The organism is Streptomyces sp. NPDC002884 (assembly GCF_040295245.1).
In the GTDB taxonomy this organism is placed as follows: domain Bacteria; phylum Actinomycetota; class Actinomycetes; order Streptomycetales; family Streptomycetaceae; genus Streptomyces.
On sequence record NZ_JBEOVB010000001.1, the window covers coordinates 648,907 to 672,569 of the forward strand.

The window sequence follows — 23,663 nt, forward strand, 5'->3', positions numbered from 1 at the left end:
CCACTGCCGAACCGGTCGGCCTTGTCGTCTTCGGGGAGCCCCGAGTGGATCGCACCGCCCAGCTCATCGCCCGCCCGGCGGAGTACGCCGCCGTATACGATCCGACGGCTCCGCCGGGTGCGCCGCGTCTCGGGGCTCCGGCACCCGGGACGTCGCACCTCGCCGCGCTGCACCACCGGGCGGCGAACGTGCTGGCGGGCAACTGGACGGGATCGTCCACGGTCCCCTCACCCTCCCTGTACCCGCACCAGTGGTCCTGGGACTCGGCCTTCATCGCCATCGGCCTGCGGCACGTCTCGCCGCGCCGGGCGCAGACGGAGCTGGAGACGCTGCTGGACGCCCAGTGGGGCGACGGGCGCATCCCGCACATCGTGTTCAACCCCTCCGTGCCGCTCGACGCGTACTTCCCGAGCCCCGACTTCTGGCGCTCCTCGACCGCGGGGCGCGCTGCGGGCGCCCCGCGCACCGTACAGACCTCCGGCATCGTGCAGCCACCGGTGCACGCGCTCGCGGCCTGGCTGGTGCACCTCGCCGACCCCGGGCTCTCACGGGCCAGCGGTTTCCTCACCCGGGTGTACCCCCGGCTGGCCGCCTGGCACCGCTATCTGCTGCACCGGCGCGACCTGGGCGGAGGCGGGCTGGTGTCCGTCGTCCATCCGTGGGAGCAGGGCATGGACAACGCGCCGAGCTGGGACGCGCCGCTCTCCCGGGTCACCCCGGCCCCGGCCCGCTCCTTCCGGCGCGCCGACCTCGACCACGGGGCGCCCGAGGACCGTCCGACGGACCTGGACTACGGGCGCTACGTGCGGCTGGCCACGGAGTACCGGGACGGCGGATACCGCGACGGCGGGGTGTGGGACGACGGCCACGGGGACGGCCACCGGGACGGGCCCGGCGGGGGTGGACATGGCGCGGGTGGGCCCGGCGCGGGGGGCGCGGAGTTCGCCGTCGAGGATCCCGCCTTCAACGCGCTGCTCATCGCCTCCGAACACGCCCTCGCCCGTATCGCGACCGAGCTGGGCGCCACCGGCACGGCCCGGCACGCGCGTGCGGAGCGGCTGACGACGGCGCTCGTCGAGCGGCTGTGGGACCCGACGGAGGGCATGTTCTTCTGCCGCGACCTGCGCGGCGGCGATCCGGATCCGGGCCGGCGCCCGCTCGCCGGCGCCCTCGTCCCGGAGCGTGGCGTCTCCGGTCTCGTCCCCCTTCTCCTGCCCGGCCTGCCCCGCGAGGTGGCCGCCGCCCTCGTCGGCACCCTGCGCGGCCCGCACTTCGGTCTGGGCGCCACCACCCGCCTCGCGCCCAGCTACGACCTGCTCGGCGAGGCCTTCGACCCGCACCGCTACTGGCGCGGCCCGGCCTGGTTCAACACGAGCTGGCTGCTCGAGCGGGGCCTCAGGCTGCACGGCGCCCAGGCCGACGCGGACGCGCTGCGCCGGGCCGTGCTGGACATCGCGGACACCTCCGACTTCGCCGAGTACGTGGACCCGTACACCGGCGAGGCCTGCGGCGCGACCGGCTTCAGCTGGACCGCCGCGCTCACGCTCGACCTGCTGCACGACGACACCACGTCAGGCACGGGTGTCATGGCCGGCCCGGACATCACGGCCGGCACGGGGATCACGGCTCTCAAGGGAGGGGACCGGGGATGACGGACCGGCATCATCTGCTCGTGTACGGCGGGACGTTCGCCGCCGTGGGCGACCGCGGGGACATCAGCGGCGTACGGGGTTCAGGGGTGGCCGACGGGTCCCCCGAGGGATTGTTCGTCCGGGACGCCCGGCACCTCAGCCGCTGGCAGCTGACGGTCGACGGCGCCGTGCCGGAGGTGCTCTCGCCGGTCGCGGACGGGGACACCACGCGCTGCGTGCTCGTCCCGCGCGGCGGCCGCAACGAGCCGCCGTCCTGCACGCTCTTCCGCGAACAGGCCGTCGGTGACAGCTCGTTCGTGGAGACGCTGCGGGTCGTCAGCAACCGCCCGGTGCCGACGACGGTCCGCCTCGCGGTCACCGCCGACGCCGACTTCACCGACCAGTTCGAACTGCGCTCCGACCACCGTACGTACGCGAAGACCGGCGTCGTACGCCGACGCCAGATCCTCGACGACGGCGTGGAGTTCACCTACCGGCGCGGCGAGTGGAAGTCCTGTACGACGGTGACGGCCGAACCCGTGCCGGACGGCGTCGAGGAGACCGGCACCGGCGCCCGGCGGCTGGTGTGGAAGCTGGAACTCGAGCCGCACGGCTCCGCCGAGCTGACCCTGCGGGTGATGGCCCGGCCGCACGGTGAGAAGCGGACTCTGCGGGTGCCCCGCTCACCGGCCTCGGTCACCGGGCAACTCCTCGTGCAGGAGGGCGAGTTCGTGGCGGGCGTGGCCTTCCCGACCGGCTGGCCCGAGCTGGCCGCGGCCTGTGCGCGCGGTCTCGCGGACCTGGCCGCGCTCCAGGTCCAGGCGACCGGCCCGGACGGCGAGGAACTGCGCGTCCCGGCGGCGGGCGCCCCCTGGTTCCTGACCCTGCTGGGCCGTGACGCCCTGCTCACCTCGCTCTTCGCCCTCCCCTACCGCTCCCGCCCGGCCGCCGCCACGCTGCTCGCGCTCGCCGCGGCCCAGGCCACCGAGACCGGCCCGCGGACGGTGTCCCAGCCCGGCAAGATCGTGCACGAGGTGCGGCACGGCGAGCTCGCCCACTTCGGGCAGGTCCCGTACGGCCGCTACTACGGCTCGGTGGACGCGACCCCGCTGTTCCTCGTCCTCCTCGGCGCGTATGTCGAGCAGACCCGTGACCTGGCGCTGGCCCGCCGGCTGGAGCCGCACGCCCGCGCGGCGATCGGCTGGATGCTGGACCACGGCGGGCTCACCTCCCGCGGCTACCTGGTGTACCGGGCCGACCAGGGCGGTCTGGCCAACCAGAACTGGAAGGACTCCCCCGGCGCCATCTGCTCCGCGGACGGCACCCGGGCGACCGGAGCGGTGCTGGCGGCGGGGGCCCAGGGCTACGCGTACGACGCGCTGCGCCGCACCGCGTGGGTGGCGCGCACGGTGTGGGAGGACGAGAAGTACGCGGCCCTGCTGGAGCAGGCGGCCGCCGACCTGCGGGACCGGTTCCAGCGGGACTTCTGGATGCGGGAGCGTTCGTTCCCGGCGCTCGCCCTGGACGGCGAGGGCCGCCAGGTCGACGCGCTCGCCTCGGACGCCGGGCATCTGCTCTGGTCGGGTCTGCTGGACAAGGAGTACGGGGAGGTCGTCGGCCGACGGCTGCTCGAACCGGACTTCTTCTCCGGCTGGGGCGTGCGCACCCTGGCGTCCGGGCAGCCGGCGTACCACCCACTGTCCTACCACCGCGGTTCGGTCTGGCCGCACGACAACGCGCTGATCACGCTGGGACTCGCCCGCTACGGCCTGCACGACGAGGCCCGTACGGTCGCCCACGCGCTGGTCGACGCGGCGACCGCGACCGGGCACCGCCTCCCCGAGGTCCTCGCGGGCTACGGCCGCGACACCCATGCGGAGCCGGTACCGTACCCGCACGCGTGTGTACGGGAGTCCCGTTCTGCGGCGGCCCCGTTGGCGCTGCTCACGGCGGTCGGGGGCGCGTAACCTCCCCCGGTCCGGCCCCGGTCCGGCTGCTTGGCGTGCCGTTTGCGCGGTGTTTGCCGAGCGCTGGCCGAGGGGGGCTGAACGCGGGCCGAAGGCAGACCGTACGAGACTGTGGCGGATCCGGCCCCCTGCCGGATCCCCCGAACCGCCGGGCTTCGTACGGAAGGACCCTCGGGTGCCTGTCACCACTCACTCATCCCAGCTGCCCACACCGCAGGACCCCGAGGACGACACCCCGACCCCCACGACGGCCCGACCGGAGCCTCCCTCACCGGAAACCCCGTCGGCGGAGACCGCGACGCCAGAAACCCCGGCCGCCGAGCCTCAGTCGGCAGAGACCCCGTCGGCCGAGGTCCCGGCCGCCGAGCCCCAGTCGGCCGAGCCTCAGTCGGCGGAGGCCCCGTCGGCAGAGGCCCCGTCGGCAGAGGCCCCGTCGGCAGAGGCCCCGTCGGCAGAGGCCCCGTCGGCAGAGGCCCCGTCGGCAGAGGCCCCGTCGGCGGAGGCCCCGTCGGCGGAGAGCTCTTCGGCTGAAAGCCCCGCTGCCCAGGCCTCGTCGGCTGCGAGCCCGTCGACGAAGACCCCGGCCTCCGAGGGCGAGCCCGATGAGCGCAGCGAGCCCGATGACTCCGGTGAGCTCAACGAGCCCGCCGAGACCGTTGAGCGCAGCGAGCCCGATGACTCCGGTGAGCTCAACGAGCCCGCCAAGTCCGGTGAGCCCAGCGAGGCCGGTGAGGCCGACGCCTCCGGTGAAGCCGGTGCCGCCGACGCGCCCAGCACGGCCGGTGAATCCGGTGAGGCCGGCGAATCCGGTGCGGCCGCCGCGTTCAGGCCTCGGGGTTTCCGGGCGCGGGTCTCGTACTGGCGGGGCTGGCGGGGGCGGTACCCGCGGGCCGCTCGGGTGGTGTGGTGGGCGGCGACGGTCGCTTCCCTGCTGCTCGTGTTCGGGGCGCTGTCGCTGCCGAATCGTCTCTTCGCGCTGCACGTGAGCCGGTTCGTGCGGCTGCCGGGTGAGGCGATCATCGGCGCGGCCGTGCTGCTGGCGCTGCCGCGCCGGCCCCGGGTGGTGCTCGCGGCACTGGCCGGTTCGGCTCTCGGCGCGCTGACCATCCTGAACGTGCTCGACATGCAGTTCGTGGAGTACCTGGGCCGCCCCTTCGACCTGGTGCTGGACTGGATCCTGCTGGACGACGCGCAGTCCTACGTCGCGGACTCGATGGGCGGGACCGTCGCGCTGGCCGCGACGATCGGGCTGATCATCCTCGTCGTACTGATCATGGCCGTCATGGCGCTGGCGACGGTCCGGCTGAGCGGCATCCTGGTGCGCGACACCCGGCGGGCGACCCGGGGCACGCTGATCGCGGGCACCGTCTGGATCACCTGCTCCGTCCTCGGTGTCCAGTACGCCGCGCTGCCGGTCGCCTCCGACCAGGTGGTGAACACGCTCGTCTCCGAGGCCAGGCGGGTGCGGGCGACCATCCAGGACGAGGCGACGTTCGGGAAGGTGGCCCGCAGCGACACGTTCGGGGCGACCCCGGCCGCCCAGCTCGTGCCGGACCTGCGCGGCAAGGACGTGATCTTCGCCTTCATCGAGAGCTACGGCCGCAGCGCCATCGAGGATCCGGGCATGGCGCCGGGCGTCGACGAGACCCTGGACACCAGCACCGCGGCCCTGACGAAGGCCGGTTTCAGCGCGAAGAGCGGCTGGCTGACCTCGGCGACGTACGGCGGCAGCAGCTGGCTCGGCCACTCCACCACCCTGTCGGGCCTGTGGGTCGACACCCAGCAGCGCTACCGCACGGTGATGGCCAGCGACCACCTGTCCCTGACCAAGGTGTTCCAGAAGACCGGCGCCTGGGACACGGTCGGCATCATGCCGGGCGTGCAGAAGGGCTGGCCGGAGCAGAAGTTCTACGGCCTGGACAAGGTCTACAACGCCTTCCAGATGGGCTACCAGGGGCCGAAGTTCAGCTGGTCGACCATGCCCGACCAGTACGCCCTGGAGGCGTTCCAGCGGCTGGAGCACGGCCGCACCGACCGCGACAAGCCGCTCATGTCGGAGATCATCCTGACCTCCAGCCACCAGCCCTGGGCGCCGATACCGAAGATGGTCGACTGGGACGAGCTCGGTGACGGCTCGGTGTTCGAGGACATCCAGGCGGCCGGCGAGAAGGCGTCCGACGTCATCGCCGACTCGGCCAAGTCCAAGGAGGAGTACGGCAAGTCCATCCAGTACTCGGTGACCGCCCTCACCCAGTGGCTGGAGCGCTACGGCACCGACGACACGGTTCTGGTGTTCCTCGGCGACCACCAGCCCATCAGCCGGGTCAGCGGCAACAACGCCAGCCGGGACGTGCCGGTCTCGATCGTCGCCAAGGACCCGAAGGTGCTCGACAAAATCGCCGCCTGGAACTGGACGGACGGTCTGAAGCCGGCCCACGACGCCCCGGTGTGGAAGATGAGTTCGTTCCGCGACAAGTTCCTGAAGGCGTACGGCTCGACCCCGCACCTGTCGACCGGCTGAGCGCCCGGCGGCGCGTCAGCCGCCGGAGGTGTCCAGTTCCGCGTCCTCGCTGATGCCCGCGCAGTCGTACGGGTCCTTCAGCCAGCCGTCCGGCAGCACGACCCTGTTGTTGCCGGAGGTGCGGCCACGGGGGCCGTCGGCGCCGGTGGGCCAGGGCTGGTCGAGGTCCAGCTCGTCCAGACCGGCGCGGAGTTCGGCGAGGGACGAGGTGATGGCCAGCCGCTTGCGCATGTCGGAGCCGACCGCGAAGCCCTTGAGGTACCAGGCGACGTGCTTGCGGAAGTCGATGACCCCGCGCGGCTCGTCGCCGATCCACTCGCCGAGCAGGGTGGCGTGCCGGACCATCACGTCGGCGACCTCGCGCAGGGACGGCCGCGCGACGGCTTCGGCGCGGCCCTCGAAGGCGGCCACGAGGTCGGCGAACAGCCACGGCCGGCCGAGGCAGCCGCGTCCGACGACCACGCCGTCGCAGCCGGTCTCGCGCACCATGCGCAGCGCGTCCTCGGCCGACCAGATGTCGCCGTTGCCGAGGACGGGGATCTCCGGGACGTGTTCCTTCAGGCAGGCGATCGCCTCCCAGTCGGCGGTGCCGCCGTAGTGCTGGGCGGCGGTGCGTCCGTGCAGCGCGATCGCGGTGACGCCCTCCTCGACGGCGATCCGGCCGGCGTCGAGGTAGGTGATGTGGTCGTCGTCGATGCCCTTGCGCATCTTCATCGTCACCGGGAGGTCGCCGGCCCCGCTCACCGCCTCCCGCAGGATCGCCCGCAGCAGGTGGCGCTTGTAGGGGAGCGCGGAGCCGCCGCCCTTGCGGGTCACCTTGGGGACCGGGCAGCCGAAGTTCAGGTCGATGTGGTCGGCGAGGCCCTCCTCCGCGATCATGCGGACGGCCTTGCCGACGGTGGCCGGGTCGACGCCGTACAGCTGGATCGAGCGCGGCTTCTCGGTCGCGTCGAAGTGGATCAGCTGCATGGTCTTCTCGTTGCGCTCGACCAGCGCCCTGGTCGTGATCATCTCGCTCACGAACAGGCCCTTGCCGCCGCTGAACTCCCGGCACAGGGTGCGGAAGGGAGCGTTGGTGATCCCGGCCATGGGGGCCAGGACGACCGGCGGGGTGACGGCGTGCGGGCCGATCCGGAGGGTCGTGTTCTGCGTGGGCGCGGTCGTGGGCATCCACCCATTGTCACGCATCGGACGGCGTGCCCTGCCGCATATTTCCCTGCCCGGCCGACAGATCATGTAGTAACCATTAGTTAGGCGCACTATTGATATCGGCGTACGATGGAGCGCATGCCCGAGCTCAGCTCCCGGCGACGTCTCCTGGTCCTCGCGATCTGCTGCATGAGTCTGCTGATCGTGAGTCTCGACGTCACCGTCCTCAATGTCGCCCTGCCCGCGATGCAGCGCGATCTGCACGCCTCCACCGCCGGCCTCCAGTGGACGATCGACGCGTACACGCTCGTGCTCGCCGTGCTGCTGATGCTCGCGGGATCGACCGCCGACCGGATCGGCCGCAAGAAGGTCTTCATGGCCGGGCTGGTCGTCTTCACGATCGGCTCGCTGCTGTGCTCGCTCGCCCCGAACCTGGAGCTGCTGATCGCGGCCCGGATGATGCAGGCGGTCGGCGGCTCGATGCTGAACCCGGTCGCCATGTCGATCATCACCAACACGTTCACCGACCCCCGCGAGCGGGCCCGCGCGATCGGGGTCTGGGGCGCGGTCGTGGGCATCTCGATGGCCGCGGGCCCGCTGCTGGGCGGGCTCCTGGTGGAGTCCGTCGGCTGGCGGTCGATCTTCTGGCTCAACCTGCCGATCGGCCTGGTCGCCCTGCTGGCGACCCTGCGCTACGTCCCCGAGTCCCGCGCGCCCAAGCCCCGCCGGCCCGACCCGGTCGGCCAGCTGCTGGTCATCGCCCTGTTCGGCCCCCTCACCTACGCGATCATCGAGGCGCCGGAGGCGGGCGCCTCCACCAGCCTCCCCTTCGCGGCGGTGGCGCTGGCCGCGTTGATCGGCCTGCTCCGGTACGAGCCCCGGCGCGATGAACCCCTCGTCGACCTGCGCTTCTTCCGGTCGGTCCCGTTCAGCGGGGCGACCGTGGTCGCGGTCGGCGCGTTCGCCGCGCTGGGCGGGTTCCTCTTCCTGTCCACGCTGTACCTCCAGAACGTACGGGGTCTCGACGCCCTGCACGCCGGGCTGTGGATGCTGCCCATGGCCGTGCCGATGTTCCTGTGCGCCCCGCTGTCCGGACGGCTGGTCGGCAGCCGGGGACCGCGGCTGCCGCTGCTGATCTCGGGCGCCGCGATCACGACGAGCGGGCTGCTGTTCGCCGTCTTCGAGGCGGAGACGTCCGACGCGACCCTGTTCCTCGGGTACGTGCTGTTCGGGGTGGGCTTCGGGTTCGTGAACGCGCCGATCACGAACACGGCGGTGTCGGGCATGCCCCGCGGTCAGGCGGGGGTCGCGGCCGCGGTCGCCTCCACCAGCCGTCAGCTGGGCCAGACGCTGGGCGTCGCGGTGATCGGCGCGGTCCTGGCGGCGGGCGTGAGCCCCTCGGCGTACCGCGACACGTTCGTCTCCGCGGCCCTTCCCGGCTGGTGGATCCTCACCGGCTGCGGTGTCGTCGTCCTCGTCCTGGGCGCCGTGACCACCGGACCCTGGGCCCGGCGGACGGCGGAGCGGACCGCTCGGCGGCTGGAGTCGCCGGAGGTCCGGGAGGCGGCGAGCCTCAGCGCCTGACCCCGATCCCGACGGCCTCGGCGCTCTTGGCGCTCTTGGCGGTCCCTGCCGTCTCGGCGGTCTCGGCGGTCTCGGCGGTCCCTGCCGTCTCGGCGGTCTCGGCGGTCTCGGCGGTCTCCGCAGTCTCGGCGGAGGCCGCCCGCGCGAACGCGTACAGCTTCTCCAGCCGCTCCCGCGTCGCCTCGTCCGCCGGGGCGTACGTCACCAGGCGGGCCCCGAGCTCCGGGCTGAGCCAGAGGTCGGTGTGGGTGAGGTCGAGGAGACCGACCTGCGGGTTGCGGAACTGCTTGGTCTTGCTGCGGGTCGCGATGACCTCGTAGCGCTCCCAGTTCTCGCGGAACTCCGGGGACTCCGACTGGAGCCGCTTGACCAGCATCTTCCAGGCGGGCTCGGTGAGGTGGCCGGCCATGGAGGCGCGGAGCTTCGCGGCCATCAGGCGCATGGTCTCGTCGAGGTGGACGATCGACTCGCGCCACTGCGGGTGGGTGTGGACGAGGACCATGCAGTTGCGGTCCTCGGGCGGGATCGCGTCGAGGTCGCAGAGCAGATGGGCGTAGGTGCGGTTGTAGGCCAGGATGTCGTAGCGGCTGTTCTGGACGCAGGCGGGCAGCGGGTCGAGCTGGTCGAGGACCTCGCGTACGGCGTCGGTGACGCCGGTGCAGGACGAGGCGGGGGTCGGGTCGGTCGCGGCGGCCAGCTGGAAGAGGTGCGCCCGTTCGCTCGGGTCGAGCAGCAGGGTGCGGGCGAGGGCGTCGAGGACCTGGACCGAGACCTGGATGTCCCTGGACTGTTCGAGCCAGGTGTACCAGGTGACGCCCACCGCCGAGAGATGGGCGACCTCCTCGCGGCGCAGTCCCGGCGTACGGCGGCGTGCCCCGCGCGGGAGACCCACCTGCTCGGGCGTGATCCGCTCACGCCGGCTGCGCAGGAAGGCGGCCAGCTCGTGGCGCCGGATCTCCGAGCCTCCGGCTCCGGGCGACTCACGGGCCCTCTGGACCTCGCGGGCCTTCTGGGCCGCACGAACTTCCTCGGCCGCACGGGCCTCCTGGGCCTCACGAGTCCCCTGAGCCTGGCGCATCGCCCGGGCCTCGCGCGCGCGTGTTTCCTGGGCCATCGTCGTCATGCCTCCAGCGTGCCGCCGCCCGGACCCTGTTGCCAGGTACTCCTTCTACCAGGATAAGAAGAATCTGGTACCCGTCTGGGCGACGGCGCAGGCTCGGGGGCGTGACTGAAACCATCACCACCCCAGCCGCCGCACGGACGGTCGCGGCACCCCGCGCGCTCGGCTCGCTCGGGCTGTTCACCGTGCTGCTCGGCGCGGCACTTCCGCTGATCGACTTCTTCATCGTCAACGTCGCCCTGCCCACCATGGGCCGGGATCTCGCCGCGAGCGAGTCCGTCCTCGAACTCGTCGTCTCCGGGTACGGGCTCGCGTACGCCGTACTGCTCGTGCTGGGCGGCCGGCTCGGCGACCTGTTCGGCCGGCGCCGGCTCTTCCTGGGCGGCATGGCCGTCTTCGGCCTGACCTCACTCGCCTGTGGACTCGCGCCCGACGCCTGGTCGCTGGTCGCGGCGCGGGTCGCGCAGGGCGCGTCGGCCGCCGCGATGGTCCCGCAGGTGCTGGCCACCATCCAGTCGTCGACCGAGGGGCCGCGTCGCGCCAAGGCGATGAGCCTGTACGGCGCGACCGCGGGGCTGTCCATGGTCGCGGGCCAGATCCTGGGCGGCGTACTGGTCGCCGCGGACCTCGCCGGCAGCGGCTGGCGGTCCGTGTTCCTCGTGAACGTCCCCGTCGTGGTCGTCGGGCTCGTCCTCGCCGTCCGTACCGTCCCGGAGACGCGCTCACCGCGCCCCGAGCCCGTGGACGTACCCGGCACCGTGCTGCTCGCCGCCGCCCTGCTGACGCTGCTCGCCCCGCTCACCGAGGGCCGGGCGGCGGGCTGGCCGCTGTGGACGTGGCTGTCGCTGGCCGCGTTCCCGCTGGTCACGGGCGCGTTCCTCGCAGTGGAGCGGCGGGCCGACCGGCAGGGCCGTACCCCGCTGGTGCCGCCGAGCCTGTTCGCGCTCACTCCGCTGCGGCGCGGCCTCACGCTCATGGTGCCGTTCTCGATCGGCTTCAGCGGGTTCATGTTCGTCATCGCCGTGGCGCTCCAGAGCGGGGCGGGACTGGGTCCGGTGCGGGCCGGACTCGCGCTCGCGCCGATGGCCCTGGCGTTCTTCCTGAGCTCGCTGGCCGGGCCGCGGCTGGTGGCGCGGTTCGGGGCCCGGGTCGTCACGGCGGGCTCGGCGGTCCAGGCCGTGGGCGTCGTCCTCATCCTGCTGGCGGTGCGCGCCGACTGGCCGGACGTGGGCTTCGTCGCGCTGCTGCCGGGCGCCGCGGTCGCCGGTGCGGGGCAGGCGCTCCAACTGCCCGTCGTCATGCGGATCGTGATGTCCGAGGTGCCGCCGGCCCGCGCGGGCGTCGGCAGCGGGGTGATGGTGACCACCCAACAGGCCGCGCTGGCCCTGGGCGTGGCCACCCTCGGCACCCTGTTCCTCTCCCTGGTCCCCGGGATGGGCATGCGGGACGCCCTGGTCACCACGCTGGCCGTGCAGTTGGGCGGGGTCGTCCTGACGGGGCTGCTGAGCCTGCGGCTGCCGCGCAAGGTCGGCTGACTCCGGCGCCGCGGACCGGGCTCGGGAACGGCTCGGTCAACTCGACGGGCCGAAACCCCTGTTGATGTTGGTATTGCTGCACACTCCTTGCTGGCCGAGATTTCGGGAGGCGTGGTGCTGGAGATCAACACGAGCAAGGTGAGCCGCTGGGACCAGCACGGACGGGAGCATGTCGTGAGAGTGCGGCGCGCGGGAGTGCAGCGCACGATCAGCTGCGACACGTGCGGCTGGCACCAGAGGGCGCAGTTCCTGCCCTGGCTGAAGGCCGAGGAGCACCTCACCGAGGCGCATCAGGCGACGGTGGATCCCTCGGAGGGCCGCGAGCCCCGCTGACGCCCGGCCGCCCGGCCGCCCGGCCGCCCGGCCGCCCCGGCTGCCCCGGCGCCCCGGGAGTCGCCGATGCGCCGATGCGCCGATGCGCCGATGCGCCGATGCGCCGACCAGGATGGAGCCGACGTCGGTGCCCGACACGAGCGGGTGCGGAATCCGGCCCGTCAGGCGCGGTCCGGTGCTGGCTCCGGCCCCCGCTCCAGCCCCGGCTCCGGCTCCGGCCCGGAGAGGCGCGCTGCCGCGCGGCGGGGCAGCAGCAGCGGGGTGGCCAGCAGGAGTACGCCGGCCAGGCCGATGGCCGTACGCGGGCCGAGCAGGCTGCCCAGCACGCCCCAGACGGCCGTCAGGAGCGCGGTCGACGCCTTGGTCGTCACCGCCCAGGCGGACAGGGTGCGGGTGACCCGGTCGGTCGCGGTGCGCTCCAGGCGGTAGGTGGCCTGGACGGGGTTGAAGACCCCGCAGCAGAAGATGAGCCCGAGTTCGACGCCCACCACCAGCAGCAGCCCGCCGGTGCCCGGCCCGAGGAAGGCCAGGCCGACGGGCCAGACCGCGCGCAGCGCCCCCGACCCGACCAGGACCCGGCGCTGCCCGAACCGGGTGACGAGCGGTCGGGCCAGCCGCGAACCGAGCAGCCCGCCGATCGCGGGCGCGGCGAAGGCGAGACCGTACTGCCAGGGCGCGAACCCGAGCCGGCCGAGCATCAGGACGGCCAGCAGCGGCTGGGCGGCCATCACCAGGCCGTTGAACAAGGCCGTGTTGAGGAACAGGGGACGCAGCGTCGCGTCGGCGAGGATGTACCGCCAGCCGTCGAGCAGGTCCCCGGCCCGCATGCGCGCGGTCTCCCGGGGCTCGGGCCGCTGCTCCTGTCCGCCCATCGCACGCAGGCCCAGGGCCGAGAGCAGGTAGCTGACCGCGTCGGCCACCACCGTCGCCACCGGGCCGAGGAGCCCGATCATCGCGCCCCCCAGCGGCGGTCCGACGATCGTGGTCGTCCAGGCCGTGGACTCGAACCGGGCGCTCGCGACGAGCAGGTCCTCGGCCGGCAGCAGGTTCTTCAGGTACGCGCCGGAGGCGGCGCGGAAGGTGATGTCGGCCGCCGCGACGACGATCGAGACCAGCAGGAGCTGGAGGAAGGTGAGGACGCCGAGCGCGAACGCGGCGGGGATCGTCAGCAGCGCCGCGCACCGCACCAGGTCCATCGCGATCAGCACCGGCCGTTTGCGGCGGAACTCCACCCACGGGCCGAGCGGCACCGCCACGACCGCGCCCACCGCGGCCCCCACGGAGGAGAGCGCGGCGACCTCGGCCGGTCCGGCGTGCAGGACCTGGACGGCGATCAGCGGGAACGCGCCGAAGGCGAGCCAGGTGCCGAGCGCGCTGGTCCCGTACGCCCCCCAGAGCCACCCGAAGCGCCGCCCCGGCCGAGGCCCGGGCAGCCGCCCCTTCCACTGTCCCCGCCGGTGCCCGCTCCGCATGCCCGCCCGCCCCTCGCCGCTCATCCGCACAACCGATCCGCGTTCGGAAGCATCAAAGCGAGCACCGCACCCAGGGATCAAACAACCGCGGGACCGCCGGTCCACAACCGATGGTTGTATCCATAGGGTGGGGACATGGACCTCGACACCGTCCGGACCTTCGTCGCCGCCGCCGACGCGGGGCGGTTCCAGGAAGCCGCCGCCGAGCTGGCGGTCACCCAGCAGGCCGTCTCCAAGCGCATCGCGGCGCTGGAGCGCGACCTCGGGGTGCGGCTGTTCACCCGCACCCCGCGTGGCGCCGAACTCACCATCGACGGGCAGGCGTTCCTGCCCCACGCACGCGAACTGCTGCGCGTCGGCGAGCGCGCGGTCGTGTCCGTGCGTACCGGCCGGCGTCCGCTGCGCGTCGACGTGATCGCCTCACGCGGCGCGGCAACGGGCCTGATGCGCGGCTTCCACCGCGTCCATCCCGAGATCGATCTCGACGTGGTGATGCTGCTCGAGATCGAGACGGCCGTCGCCGCCCTCCGGTCCGGTGCGATCGACGCGTCCTTCCGCGCCGTCGCCGCGCCCGGCCGGCCCCTGCCCGAGGACATCGAGTCCGTCCGGGTGCTCGACGAGCCGCTCCAGCTCCTCACCGGCTCCGCCCACGCGCTCGCGGGCGCCCGGTCGGTGCCCCTCGCCCAGCTCGCCGGGCACCGGATCTGGATGCCCGGCCTCACCCCCGGAACCGAGTGGACCGCCTACTACGACGACCTCGTCGCCGAGTTCGGCCTCACCATCGAGGCGACCGGCCCCAACTTCGGCTCCGACGCCCTCCTCGACACCATCGCCGACACCCCGGCCCTGGCCACCTTCATGGGCGGGCGGACCCGTCTCGTCTGGCCCGCGGGCCACGGCCTGCGCCTCATCCCGGTGACCGACCCCACACCCGTCTACCCGCACTCGCTGCTCTGGCGCCGCGACAACCCCCACCCGGCGCTGGCCACCCTCCGCGCCCACCTCGACGCCACGGCCGCCGGCCACGACGCGCCCGGGACCTGGGCGCCGGGCTGGGTGATTCCGCGTTGAGCGTCGGTCAGTGCGAGTGGGGCGCCCGGTCGCCGCGGGCGTCGAGGTCGCCGACCAGGCCCCGCAGCACCGGCCCGTACTCGGGGTGGGCGAGGGCGTGGGCCAGCTGGGCGACGAGGTAGTCGGCCGGGTTGCCGGTGTCGTACCAGCGGCCCTGGATGACCTGGCCGTACACCGCGCGGCCGCGGGCGTAGGCGTTGATCGCGTCGGTCAGGTAGATCTCACCGGTCCGGTGCTCGTACCAGCGGCGGGTCTGCTCGCGCAGTTCGTCGATGATGCCGGGGGTGACGACATAGCCGCCGATGGCCGCGTACGACGACGGCGCCTGTGCGGGGTCGGGTTTCTCGACGAGGCCGGTGATGCGCAGGGTCCCCTCGCCGAGGTCCTCCTTGACGACGGGCACGCCGTAGCGCTGTGAGTCGGCGGGGTCCATCGGCAGCAGCGCCAGCACCGGGCAGCCGGTCTGCTCGTAGGCGCGGATCAGCTGCTGGGCGCGGGGGGTCTCGGCGACGAAGACGTCGTCGGGCCACAGGACCAGGACCGGCTCGTCGCCGAAGGAACGGGCGGCGTTCAGCACCGGGGTGCCGTTGCCGTACGGACCGCGCTGGTCCAGATAGGTGATGTGACCCCTGCGGGCCAGCTCGGCCACCTCCTCGACCGCGTCCGCGTAAGCGGTCTTGCCGTCGGCGCGGAGCTGCTCGACGAGGGCCGGGTTGGGGCGGAAGTGGTCCTGGATCAGGCTCTTGCCGCCGGAGACGACGATGGTGATGTCGGTGATGCCCGAGTCCACCAGCTCGCGCACGGTGTGCTCGATCACCGGCTTGTCGCCGACCGGGAGCATCTCCTTCGGGATCGCCTTCGTGAGGGGCAGCAGCCGGGAGCCCAGCCCGGCGGCGGGGATCACGGCCCGTCGGATCGTCGGGGCCATCAGACCGTCCCCCGCAGCCCGCGCAGCAGCAGGTCCACCAGCGCCGTGAAGTCCTCCTGGGCCCCGGGCCGCTCCCACACCCGGTGGTAGCCGGGGTCGTGGAAGCGGCCGGTGGCCTGGAAGACGGCGCCGGCGGCGGTTCCCGGGTCGGGGACGGTGAAGTCGCCGGACGCGACTCCCGCCTCGATGATCCGGGTCAGCTGGCCGGTCAGGTCGGCGAGGTGCTCGCCGACCACCTGGCCGGTCTCCCCGGTCAGCACCATGTAGGTGGCGAACAGCTCGGGGTCGTCGCCGGCCTTGCGCCGCTTGGCCTCGAAGAGCGCCGCGAGCCAGTCGCGCAGCCGGGTCTGCGGGGCGCGGGTCTCGTCGTCGGTGATGCCGGCGAGGGTCTCGGACGTACGGTCCAACCACCGTTTCGTGACCGCCTCGCGCAGCGCCGCCTTCGTCCGGAAGTGCCGGTAGACGCTGCCGTGACTGACCCCGAGCGCGCGGGCCACGTCGACCACGGTGGCCTTGGCCGGGCCGTGGCGGCGCAGCACCTCCTCGGTCGCCTCGAGGATGCGCTCGGCGGTCAGGGTCTCGGTGGTCGGTGACATGCTCAGACCGTACCCGGAGGGCGGGTCAGCGCTCGCTGTCGAGGTGGGCCATCGCGGCGGCGGAGTAGCGGTCACCCGCGGCCGCGTCGGCCGGGACGGCGCCCTCGATCGCGGCGAGGTCGGCGGCCTCCAGGACGACGTCCAGCGCGCCCAGCGACTCCGCCAGCCGCTCCCTGGTGCGGGCGCCGATCAGCGGCACGATGTCCTCGCCCTGGGCCAGCACCCAGGCGATGGCGATCTGCGCGACGGAGACGCCCTTCTGCTCGGCGATCTTCCGCAGGGCCTCCACCAAGTCCAGGTTGTGCTGAAGGTTGTCGCCCTGGAAGCGGGGCGAGTAGAGCCGGAAGTCGTTCGCGGCGAGCTTGCGGTCGGCGGTGAAGTGCCCGGAGATCAGCCCGCGCGACAGCACGCCGTACGCCGTGATGGAGATCCCCAGCTCACGGGTGACCGGCAGGATCGACTTCTCGATGCCTCGCGAGATCAGCGCGTACTCGATCTGGAGGTCGGCGATCGGCGCGGTGGCGGCGGCCCTGCGGATGGTCTCGGCGCCGACCTCACTGAGGCCGATGTGCCGGACGTACCCCTTCTCGACCAGCTCGGCGATCGCGCCGACCGTCTCCTCGATCGGTACGTCGGGGTCGAGCCGGGCGATGCGGTAGACGTCGATGTGGTCGACGCCCAGGCGCTGGAGGGAGTAGGCGGCGAAGTTCTTCACGGCACCCGGACGGCCGTCGTAGCCGCTCCAGCCGCCGTCCGGGTCGCGCAGGGCGCCGAACTTCACGCTGACCTGCGCCTGTTCGCGGCGGGCGGCGGGCGCGGTGCGCAGGGCTTCGCCGATCAGCAGTTCGTTGTGGCCCATGCCGTAGAAGTCGCCGGTGTCCAGCAGCGTCACGCCGGCTTCGAGGGCGGCGTGGATCGTCGCGATCCCCTCGGTCCGGTCCGCGTCGCCGTACAGCGCGGACATGCCCATACAGCCGAGGCCGAGGGCGGAGACCTGGGGACCGGTGGTACCGAGGGAACGGGTTCGCATCGTCATGCCCACCACCCTGACATGACAGCTGACAGATTTCAACATCTGTCAGCTGTCATCTGCCATCCGTCATCTGCTGTCTGTCATCCGGTGTCTGTCATCCGGTATCTGTCCGGTCGACGGGACGGGAGGTCCGAGGACAATGAGAGATGTCGGTGCGCAGTCACCTCGGCGGCGCCTGCCGCCGGCCGAGCGGCCCTTCGCGCCGCCATGGAGGCTGCCATGAGCATCCGCATCGCCACCTTCAACATGGAGAACCTCTTCCGCCGGCCCACGGCGTTCCGCCTCGCGGACCCGGCCAAGCGCAAGGAGATTCTCGACGACTTCGTCGCGCTGACCGCTCTCCTCGATCTTCAGACGTACGGGGACACGGACAAGACGAAGATCGAACGGATCATCAAGAAGCACCGGGCGTACGAGGCCGACCCGAAGGACCCGCCGCCGATCTTCATCAACCAGTCACGACCGGTCAAGGAATCCAGGCTGTTCAGCAGGTCAGGATCGGGAAAGGACACCGTCATCAAGGTCACGGCCGCGGGCCGTGCCTCGTGGTCCGGCTGGGCCGAACTGGGCCAGGACGACCTTGACCTGGACGTTGTGCGCAACACCGGCCGAGTGGTCTCGGAGGTCGACGCCGACATCCTGCTCACGGTGGAGGTCGAGAACCGACTCGCTCTGGAGCGCTTCAACACACAGGTGCTGGCCGGAGCTCTCGACCGGCGGCCGTACCCCTACGCCCTGCTGATCGACGGCAACGATCCCCGGGGCATCGACATAGGGATCTTCAGCCGGTACCCGATCACGTCCATCCGGACCCACCTCTTCGAAACCAACCCGGACCGTCCCAGCCACCGCCTCTTCAGCCGCGACTGCCCCGAGTTCGAGATCCAGCTCAACGGGACACCCCTGGTGATCCTCGGCAACCACCTCAAGAGCAAGTCCCAGGACGACCCGGAGCTGCGGCTGGCCCAGGCGAAGCGGGTCGCGGAGATCTACCGCGCCGCGCTGGAGCGCACCCCGCACGTCATCGTCGCCGGGGACCTCAACGACCACCCGACCAGCGACGCGGCCGCGGCACTGGAGGGCACCGGGCTGCGGGACGTGATGAGCCACCGCTCGTATCGCGGGCTGCCCGGCACGTTCGGGGAATGCAAGAACGAGCGGGACAAGTTCGACTACCTACTGCTGTCGCCGGAGGTATGGCAGGAAGTGCAGCAGGTCGGCCTCGAAACCCGTGGCATCTTCGCGGACGGCATCAAGCCCTTCGACACCGTGACCTCGGAAGCCAACGCCGCCTCCGACCACGCGGCGCTCTACATGGACGTCGACCTGTAGGCCCCGACGAAGCGGCCCCAGGCCTCCGCGCCGAACACCAACACCCCTCGGGCGGGGTCTTTACTGTCCCGGACCGGGACGAGGGAGGGGTGGTGGTCGGCGACTTCGAGGCAGTTGCCGCCGTCCGAGTTGCTGTAGCTGCTCTTGCGCCATGTCACATTGCTCAGATCGATGGCTCGCACGGCACTTCCTCCAGCACTCGCAAGATGAACGTCCGCGACTCGGCGGGGCTCAACGCCAGGTCACGCACCGCATCATATGTGCGGTGCAAGCGTTCAACCTTGCCTGATTCCTCGACCAGTACACCTCGCACGTCGTTTTCTGCATAGACCACAGTACGGCCGTCCAGCAGCCTCAGGAACATGGAGTCGGTGCTGTCCAGGCCATGCAGTCCGGTGCCGAACGGCAGCACGTGCAGGGTGATGTTCGGGCGCTCCGCAGCATCCGCCAGATGCTCCAACTGCCCTCGCCACTCACGGGTGTTGCACAGCGCGTTACGCAGCACCAGCTCTGAGAGGATCACGCGGAACGGTGGCGCTTCGGCGTCGTCCAGCACTTTCCGTCGCCCCACGCGCGCGTCGACCTGCTGCTCCAACTCCTCCCCCTGAAGCCCGCCCGCCGCAAGCGCCTCACGCGCATACCCGGGCGTCTGGAGCAACCCTGGCGGCCGGCTCACCGAATACTGCCAGAGGCTCACCGCCTCGGCCTCCAGCAGCATGTACCGCCGATACTGCTCCTTGAACTGCGAGGTGTCGGAGACCGCCAACTCCCATAACGCCAGCAGCAATCCGGGTGTCCCGTAGTACTGGTCGAGCGCCTGGGCGACCTCCGGGCTGCCCAACGTGCGCCCTGTCTCCAGCTTTCCGAACTGGGACGGATCCCAGCCGACGACCTCTGCCAGCTTTTGCAGGCTCACGCGCTTCTCGTGCCGCAGAAACCGCAACTCCTCCGCGAACCGTTGCCGCGGCTCCTGACTCCGGCCCGTGATCACCCGCCTCGGCGGCATCGCACCCTCCCTGGAATTTGTGGAACTAACGCCACCGAACATCGAAGAACCCCACGTCAGCGGCGCGCCGATCCCGATCTCGGGCCATCCTGGCGACAACCCCCACCACGCAGAGTAGCCCAACTGTCACAATTAGTATGTAAGTTGGGTGAAAGGAGCGAAAGACATGCACGACACGCAGCACGAGCCGGGCGCCCTGTTCTACGACCCCGCGACGGACAAGGTCGGCGAGTACCAGGACCGGTCCGGGCCCTACGCGATGCTGCCCGTCGGCGGCGGCCGGGAGTGGCAGGCCGATCCGGCGACGCTGCGGCCGGCGACCGCCGAGGAGCGGCTGAGTGCGGGCGTACGGGCGGCGAACCGGCGTGCACGGACCGACGCGCCGTTCATGGTCGGCATCGGCACGCCCCGCCCTCCCGCACCGGAGCCGGACTGCGCCGAGTGCGAGGACCTGGGGGCACGCCGGGAGAGCGCCCGCGCCGCGCACGACTGGAGCGCCGAGACCGACGCGAACGTACTGCTGCGGGGCCATCGGCGAGAACGGCACGAATGATCACGAACAGGCCATGTGGACAGGGAGCGTCATCGTGCAGCATCGCTCACCCACCGAGCCGGAACGGACCGGCGACGATCACCCGTCGCCGGCATACCGAGCCCGTCCGTTCACAGCGCGCCGTGCGCGCCCCGCGCCCGACCCCGAGCCGCACGAACCGTAACTGTCCGCATTGGATCTAGTGCGTTGAGTAATCAGCTTCATAAGGTTCAAAGCGTCGCCAACACCGCATCCCTGGAGGATTCGTGGCAAGGTTCCGCACTCGACTGGCCCTGCTCGGTTCGGCCGCGGCTCTCACCGCCGGCGCCCTCGCTCCCGCACAACTCGCCGGGGCGCAGCCCGCCGCCGCGGCGAACTACGAGTGGGTCGCCCTGGGCGACTCCTACACCGCCGGAGTCATCCCGGCGGCGGGCGAGACCTTCGAAGTCCCGCGGGACGGCTGCGAGCGCACCGACCGGTCCTACCCGCAGGTCATCGACCGTGACCTCGGCTCGCTGATCGAGCTGACCAACGTCAGCTGCGGCGCGGCCACCATCGAGGACGTCACCTTCAGGGCGCAGGAGCCGATCGGCCGCCACCTGCCGCCCTTCTCCGAGGACCCGGACTACCCGTTCCCCCCGGTGCCTCCCCAGTCCCAGGCGGTGCGCTCCGGCACCGACGTGGTCACCGTCGGCGTGGGCGGCAACTCCCTCGGATTCGCCCAGATCCTCCTCACGTGTCTTCAGCTGGGCGACGGCAGCGGCGGCGTGGGCACGCCCTGCCGGGACGACCTCGCCGACAACATCCCCGGCCGGCTCGCCAAGGTGAGCGGGGACTACGACGACATGCTCGCCACCCTGCACGAGCGTGCCCCGCACGCCAAGGTCGTCACCGTCGGCTACCCCACGGTCATCCCGGAGGACACCTCCAAGTGCCGGTACAACGACTGGGAGCAGTTCGCCTCGATCACCCCGGGCGACCTGGACTGGCTGCGCAACGACGTCCTGGGGCCGCTCAACGCGACCATCGAGAAGAGGGCCGGTGAGCGCGGCGCCGCCTTCGTCGACCTCGCCCCCTCCACCCGGAACCACAGCGTCTGCGACGCGGGCCGGTGGGTGGAGGGCGTATTCAGCACCTTCCCGAGCGAGGTGGCCTTCGTGCACCCCAACGCCAAGGGCCACAAGAACGCCGCCGATCATGTCGCCACGGCGATCCTGAACGCCGTGGGCGTGTCCTGACCCGCGGACACCCGCACGCCCGCACACAGCGCGAGGCCGGCCCCGACGGGTACTCCCCGTCGGGGCCGGCCTCGGTCTGCCGGGTGCCGCGGGCGGCTACGCGCCGATCAGGCGGCCGGCGAGGTAGCTCTCGATCTGGTCGAGGGACACCCGCTCCTGCTTCATCGAGTCACGCTCACGGACGGTCACCGCGTTGTCGTCGAGGGTGTCGAAGTCGACGGTCACGCAGTACGGCGTGCCGATCTCGTCCTGACGGCGGTAGCGGCGGCCGATGGCGCCGGCGTCGTCGAACTCGATGTTCCAGTTCTGGCGCAGCGCGGCGGCGAGACCCTTGGCCTTGGGCGACAGCTCCGGGTTGCGGGACAGCGGCAGCACGGCGACCTTCACCGGGGCGAGGCGGTGGTCGAGGCGCAGAACGGTCCGCTTCTCCAGCTTGCCCTTGGCGTTGGGCGCCTCGTCCTCGATGTACGCGTCGAGGAGGAAGGCCAGCATCGCGCGGCCGACACCGGCCGCGGGCTCGATGACGTAGGGGGTCCAGCGCTCCTGGGCCTCCTGGTCGAAGTAGGAGAGGTCCTGGCCGGAGGCCTTGGCGTGGGCGGAGAGGTCGTAGTCGGTGCGGTTGGCCACGCCCTCCAGCTCGCCCCACTCGTTGCCGCCGAACTGGAAGCGGTACTCGATGTCAGCGGTGCGCTTGGAGTAGTGGGAGAGCTTCTCCTTCGGGTGGTCGTACCACCGCATGTTCTCCTCGCGCAGGCCCAGGCCGGTGTACCAGTTCCAGCGCTGCTCCATCCAGTACTCCTGCCACGTCTCGTCCTCGCCCGGCTTGACGAAGAACTCCATCTCCATCTGCTCGAACTCGCGGGTGCGGAAGATGAAGTTGCCGGGCGTGATCTCGTTGCGGAAGGACTTGCCCATCTGCGCGATGCCGAACGGCGGCTTGCGGCGCGAAGTGGTCTGCACCTGGGCGAAGTTGGTGAAGATGCCCTGGGCGGTCTCGGGGCGCAGGTAGGCGATGGAGCCGGTGTCCTGCGTGGGACCGAGGTGGGTGGAGAGCAGGCCCGAGAACTGCTTGGGCTCGGTGAACTGGCCCTTGTTGCCACAGTTGGGGCAGTTCACGTCCGCCAGGCCGTTCTCCGGCAGGCGGTTGTGCTTGGCCTCGTACGCCTCTTCCAGGTGGTCCGCGCGGAACCGCTTGTGGCAGGAGGTGCACTCGGTCAGCGGGTCGGAGAAAGTGGCGACGTGGCCGGAGGCCACCCAGACCTCGGGGGCCAGGATGACGGACGAGTCGATGCCGACCACGTCCTCGCGCGACGTCACCATGTAGCGCCACCACTGGCGCTTCAGGTTCTCCTTGAGCTCGACACCCAGCGGTCCGTAGTCCCAGGCGGCCTTCTGGCCGCCGTAGATCTCACTGCACGGGAATACGAAGCCACGGCGCTTGCTCAGGCTGACGATGGTGTCGATCTTGTCGGCGGCCACGGTGCTCTCTTCATAACGACGACGGGCGACGAAGCGAGATGCGCTTCCAGAGAAGACTTCAGGGTACCGGCGGGGACTCCCCCTCGACCAAATCGGATCCCTACCCAGACCCTTACCCAGCCGTTACCAGGCCTTGTTGACAACGGTTTCCATATTTGTTGAAAATGACTGTCATGAACGTACGACGACGACTCATATCCGGCACCGCGGTCGCGGCGGCCACCGCCCTCGGCCTCGGCACCCTCTCGGCCTGCTCCTCCGACAGCGCGGCCGCGGCCAACACGGACAAGTTCGACGTCGTCGCGTCGTTCTACCCGATGGCCTTCCTCGCCGAGCAGATAGGCGGGGACCATGTGAACGTCAGCAGCCTCACCGAGCCCGGCCAGGAGCCGCACGACCTGGAGATCAGCGCCCGGCAGACCGCCGCGCTCCAGGAGTCCGACGCGGTGCTCTACCTCAAGAACCTCCAGCCCTCCGTGGACGACGCGGTGGCCCAGTCCGAGGTCAAGACCAAGATCGACGCGGCCTCCCTCACCACGCTGGAGAAGCACGGCAACGAGGTCGGCGGCCACGCGGCCGAGCACGACGACCACGAGAACGAGGAGCTGTCCGGCCTCGACCCGCACATCTGGCTCGACCCGGTGCGCTACTCCCAGGTCGCCGCGGGCGTCGGCAAGGCCTTCGAGAAGGCCGACCCGGACCACGCGGCCGACTACAAGGCCAACACCGCGGCCCTCGTGAAGAAGCTCGACGCCCTGAACACCCGGTTCGAGGACGGGCTGGCGAACACGAAGACCAAGGTGTTCGTCACCACCCACGCCGCCTTCGGCTACCTCGCCGAGCGCTACGGCCTGACCGAGGAGGCCATCAACGGCCTCGACCCCGAGTCGGAGCCCAGCGCCGCCCGCGTCAAGGAGCTTGAGAAGATGGCGAAGGCCGACGGCGTCACGACCGTGTTCTACGAGACGCTCGTCAGCGACAAGACCGCGAAGACCATCGCCTCCGACGCGAACCTGAAGACCGACGTCCTCGACCCGATCGAGGGCATCACGAAGAAGTCCCGGGGCACGGACTACTTCTCGGTCCAGGAGGCGAACCTCAAGGCGCTGAAGACAGCCCTGGGAACGAAGTGATCT

The 23,663-nt window shown here is 71.5% G+C and carries 20 protein-coding genes; 11 read left to right on the top strand and 9 right to left on the bottom strand.

Annotated elements, in window-relative coordinates; genetic code table 11:
- Positions 1-44: 44 nt before the first annotated feature.
- The 3 genes from ABT070_RS02850 (at position 45) to ABT070_RS02860 (ending at position 6,119) form a co-directional block, all read left to right on the top strand.
- Positions 45-1,652, top strand: a complete 1,608-nt coding sequence (locus ABT070_RS02850; RefSeq protein WP_351753686.1) for an MGH1-like glycoside hydrolase domain-containing protein — start codon at positions 45-47, stop codon at positions 1,650-1,652.
- Positions 1,649-3,598 carry an amylo-alpha-1,6-glucosidase gene (locus ABT070_RS02855; protein WP_351753688.1) on the top strand — a complete coding sequence of 650 codons (1,950 nt, stop codon included), beginning with the start codon at positions 1,649-1,651 and terminating at the stop codon, positions 3,596-3,598. Before ABT070_RS02850 ends, ABT070_RS02855 begins: the two co-directional genes overlap by 4 nt.
- 175 nt (positions 3,599-3,773) lie before the next feature.
- Positions 3,774-6,119: an LTA synthase family protein gene (locus tag ABT070_RS02860; protein WP_351753691.1), complete on the top strand. Its 2,346-nt coding sequence runs from the start codon at positions 3,774-3,776 to the stop codon at positions 6,117-6,119.
- A 15-nt stretch (positions 6,120-6,134) separates the two neighbouring features.
- Here ABT070_RS02860 and dusB read toward each other — a convergent pair whose 3' ends face one another.
- Positions 6,135-7,289: a tRNA dihydrouridine synthase DusB gene (gene dusB / locus ABT070_RS02865; RefSeq protein WP_351753694.1), complete on the bottom strand. Its 1,155-nt coding sequence runs from the start codon at positions 7,287-7,289 to the stop codon at positions 6,135-6,137.
- A gap of 117 nt (positions 7,290-7,406) precedes the next feature.
- Here dusB and ABT070_RS02870 point away from each other — a divergent pair, with 117 nt between their 5' ends.
- Positions 7,407-8,852, top strand: a complete 1,446-nt coding sequence (locus tag ABT070_RS02870; RefSeq protein WP_351753697.1) for an MFS transporter — start codon at positions 7,407-7,409, stop codon at positions 8,850-8,852.
- Here the strand turns inward: ABT070_RS02870 and ABT070_RS02875 are convergent.
- Positions 8,842-9,975: a helix-turn-helix transcriptional regulator gene (locus ABT070_RS02875; RefSeq protein WP_351753699.1), complete on the bottom strand. Its 1,134-nt coding sequence runs from the start codon at positions 9,973-9,975 to the stop codon at positions 8,842-8,844. The two genes, ABT070_RS02870 and ABT070_RS02875, sit on opposite strands and share 11 nt — an antisense overlap.
- Positions 9,976-10,076: 101 nt before the next feature.
- On the opposite strand from ABT070_RS02875, the gene ABT070_RS02880 reads away from it, so the two are divergent.
- A complete protein-coding gene (locus tag ABT070_RS02880; protein ID WP_351753701.1) occupies positions 10,077-11,507 on the top strand; it encodes an MFS transporter in 1,431 nt (476 codons plus the stop codon).
- Positions 11,508-11,621: 114 nt separating this feature from the next.
- Positions 11,622-11,840: a hypothetical protein gene (locus ABT070_RS02885; RefSeq protein ID WP_351753704.1), complete on the top strand. Its 219-nt coding sequence runs from the start codon at positions 11,622-11,624 to the stop codon at positions 11,838-11,840.
- A gap of 161 nt (positions 11,841-12,001) precedes the next feature.
- On the opposite strand, the gene ABT070_RS02890 is transcribed toward ABT070_RS02885, so the two are convergent.
- On the bottom strand, positions 12,002-13,312 hold the full coding sequence (locus ABT070_RS02890) for an MFS transporter (RefSeq protein ID WP_351754421.1): 1,311 nt from the start codon (positions 13,310-13,312) through the stop codon (positions 12,002-12,004).
- 135 nt (positions 13,313-13,447) lie between these two features.
- Between ABT070_RS02890 and ABT070_RS02895 the strand changes: the two genes are divergently transcribed.
- Entirely contained in the window at positions 13,448-14,383 is a 936-nt protein-coding gene (locus ABT070_RS02895) for a LysR family transcriptional regulator (RefSeq protein ID WP_351753707.1), read from the top strand.
- 7 nt (positions 14,384-14,390) lie between these two features.
- On the opposite strand, the gene ABT070_RS02900 is transcribed toward ABT070_RS02895, so the two are convergent.
- From ABT070_RS02900 to ABT070_RS02910, 3 genes are read right to left on the bottom strand one after another with little or no spacing between them, the layout of a single operon-like run.
- Positions 14,391-15,311: a UTP--glucose-1-phosphate uridylyltransferase gene (locus tag ABT070_RS02900; RefSeq protein ID WP_351753709.1), complete on the bottom strand. Its 921-nt coding sequence runs from the start codon at positions 15,309-15,311 to the stop codon at positions 14,391-14,393.
- Positions 15,311-15,907, bottom strand: coding sequence for a TetR/AcrR family transcriptional regulator (locus tag ABT070_RS02905; RefSeq protein ID WP_351753712.1), 597 nt, complete (start codon positions 15,905-15,907; stop codon positions 15,311-15,313). Before ABT070_RS02905 ends, ABT070_RS02900 begins: the two co-directional genes overlap by 1 nt.
- Before the next feature lie 25 nt (positions 15,908-15,932).
- Positions 15,933-16,943 (bottom strand): aldo/keto reductase, encoded by a 1,011-nt coding sequence (locus ABT070_RS02910; RefSeq protein ID WP_351753715.1) that lies wholly within the window; start codon positions 16,941-16,943, stop codon positions 15,933-15,935.
- A 216-nt stretch (positions 16,944-17,159) separates the two neighbouring features.
- Between ABT070_RS02910 and ABT070_RS02915 the strand changes: the two genes are divergently transcribed.
- Entirely contained in the window at positions 17,160-18,272 is a 1,113-nt protein-coding gene (locus ABT070_RS02915; RefSeq protein ID WP_351753718.1) for an endonuclease/exonuclease/phosphatase family protein, read from the top strand.
- Here ABT070_RS02915 and ABT070_RS02920 read toward each other — a convergent pair.
- Positions 18,251-18,454 (bottom strand): DUF397 domain-containing protein, encoded by a 204-nt coding sequence (locus ABT070_RS02920; RefSeq protein ID WP_351753720.1) that lies wholly within the window; start codon positions 18,452-18,454, stop codon positions 18,251-18,253. The two genes, ABT070_RS02915 and ABT070_RS02920, sit on opposite strands and share 22 nt — an antisense overlap.
- Positions 18,436-19,278, bottom strand: coding sequence for a helix-turn-helix domain-containing protein (locus ABT070_RS02925; RefSeq protein ID WP_351753723.1), 843 nt, complete (start codon positions 19,276-19,278; stop codon positions 18,436-18,438). The genes ABT070_RS02920 and ABT070_RS02925 overlap by 19 nt, the downstream gene beginning before the upstream one ends.
- Before the next feature lie 166 nt (positions 19,279-19,444).
- Between ABT070_RS02925 and ABT070_RS02930 the strand changes: the two genes are divergently transcribed.
- Both ABT070_RS02930 and ABT070_RS02935 read left to right on the top strand, forming a co-directional pair.
- Positions 19,445-19,831: a hypothetical protein gene (locus ABT070_RS02930; RefSeq protein WP_351753725.1), complete on the top strand. Its 387-nt coding sequence runs from the start codon at positions 19,445-19,447 to the stop codon at positions 19,829-19,831.
- A gap of 245 nt (positions 19,832-20,076) precedes the next feature.
- Entirely contained in the window at positions 20,077-21,048 is a 972-nt protein-coding gene (locus ABT070_RS02935; protein WP_351753728.1) for an SGNH/GDSL hydrolase family protein, read from the top strand.
- 96 nt (positions 21,049-21,144) lie between these two features.
- On the opposite strand, the gene ABT070_RS02940 is transcribed toward ABT070_RS02935, so the two are convergent.
- Entirely contained in the window at positions 21,145-22,527 is a 1,383-nt protein-coding gene (locus tag ABT070_RS02940) for a glycine--tRNA ligase (protein WP_351753731.1), read from the bottom strand.
- Positions 22,528-22,700: 173 nt separating this feature from the next.
- On the opposite strand from ABT070_RS02940, the gene ABT070_RS02945 reads away from it, so the two are divergent.
- Positions 22,701-23,660, top strand: a complete 960-nt coding sequence (locus ABT070_RS02945; protein WP_351753734.1) for a metal ABC transporter substrate-binding protein — start codon at positions 22,701-22,703, stop codon at positions 23,658-23,660.
- The last annotated feature ends 3 nt before the right edge of the window (positions 23,661-23,663 follow it).

Bases quoted from the DNA above. Each gene is read 5' to 3' on its own strand.
- ABT070_RS02855 (WP_351753688.1), top strand. From the start codon at position 1,649: ATGACGGACCGGCATCATCTGCTCGTGTACGGCGGGACGTTCGCCGCC.
- dusB (WP_351753694.1), bottom strand. From the start codon at position 7,289: ATGCCCACGACCGCGCCCACGCAGAACACGACCCTCCGGATCGGCCCG.
- ABT070_RS02870 (WP_351753697.1), top strand. From the start codon at position 7,407: ATGCCCGAGCTCAGCTCCCGGCGACGTCTCCTGGTCCTCGCGATCTGC.
- ABT070_RS02875 (WP_351753699.1), bottom strand. From the start codon at position 9,975: ATGACGACGATGGCCCAGGAAACACGCGCGCGCGAGGCCCGGGCGATG.
- ABT070_RS02890 (WP_351754421.1), bottom strand. From the start codon at position 13,312: ATGCGGAGCGGGCACCGGCGGGGACAGTGGAAGGGGCGGCTGCCCGGG.
- ABT070_RS02895 (WP_351753707.1), top strand. From the start codon at position 13,448: ATGGACCTCGACACCGTCCGGACCTTCGTCGCCGCCGCCGACGCGGGG.
- ABT070_RS02900 (WP_351753709.1), bottom strand. From the start codon at position 15,311: ATGGCCCCGACGATCCGACGGGCCGTGATCCCCGCCGCCGGGCTGGGC.
- ABT070_RS02905 (WP_351753712.1), bottom strand. From the start codon at position 15,907: ATGTCACCGACCACCGAGACCCTGACCGCCGAGCGCATCCTCGAGGCG.
- ABT070_RS02910 (WP_351753715.1), bottom strand. From the start codon at position 16,943: ATGACGATGCGAACCCGTTCCCTCGGTACCACCGGTCCCCAGGTCTCC.
- ABT070_RS02915 (WP_351753718.1), top strand. From the start codon at position 17,160: ATGAGCATCCGCATCGCCACCTTCAACATGGAGAACCTCTTCCGCCGG.
- ABT070_RS02925 (WP_351753723.1), bottom strand. From the start codon at position 19,278: ATGCCGCCGAGGCGGGTGATCACGGGCCGGAGTCAGGAGCCGCGGCAA.
- ABT070_RS02930 (WP_351753725.1), top strand. From the start codon at position 19,445: ATGCACGACACGCAGCACGAGCCGGGCGCCCTGTTCTACGACCCCGCG.
- ABT070_RS02945 (WP_351753734.1), top strand. From the start codon at position 22,701: ATGAACGTACGACGACGACTCATATCCGGCACCGCGGTCGCGGCGGCC.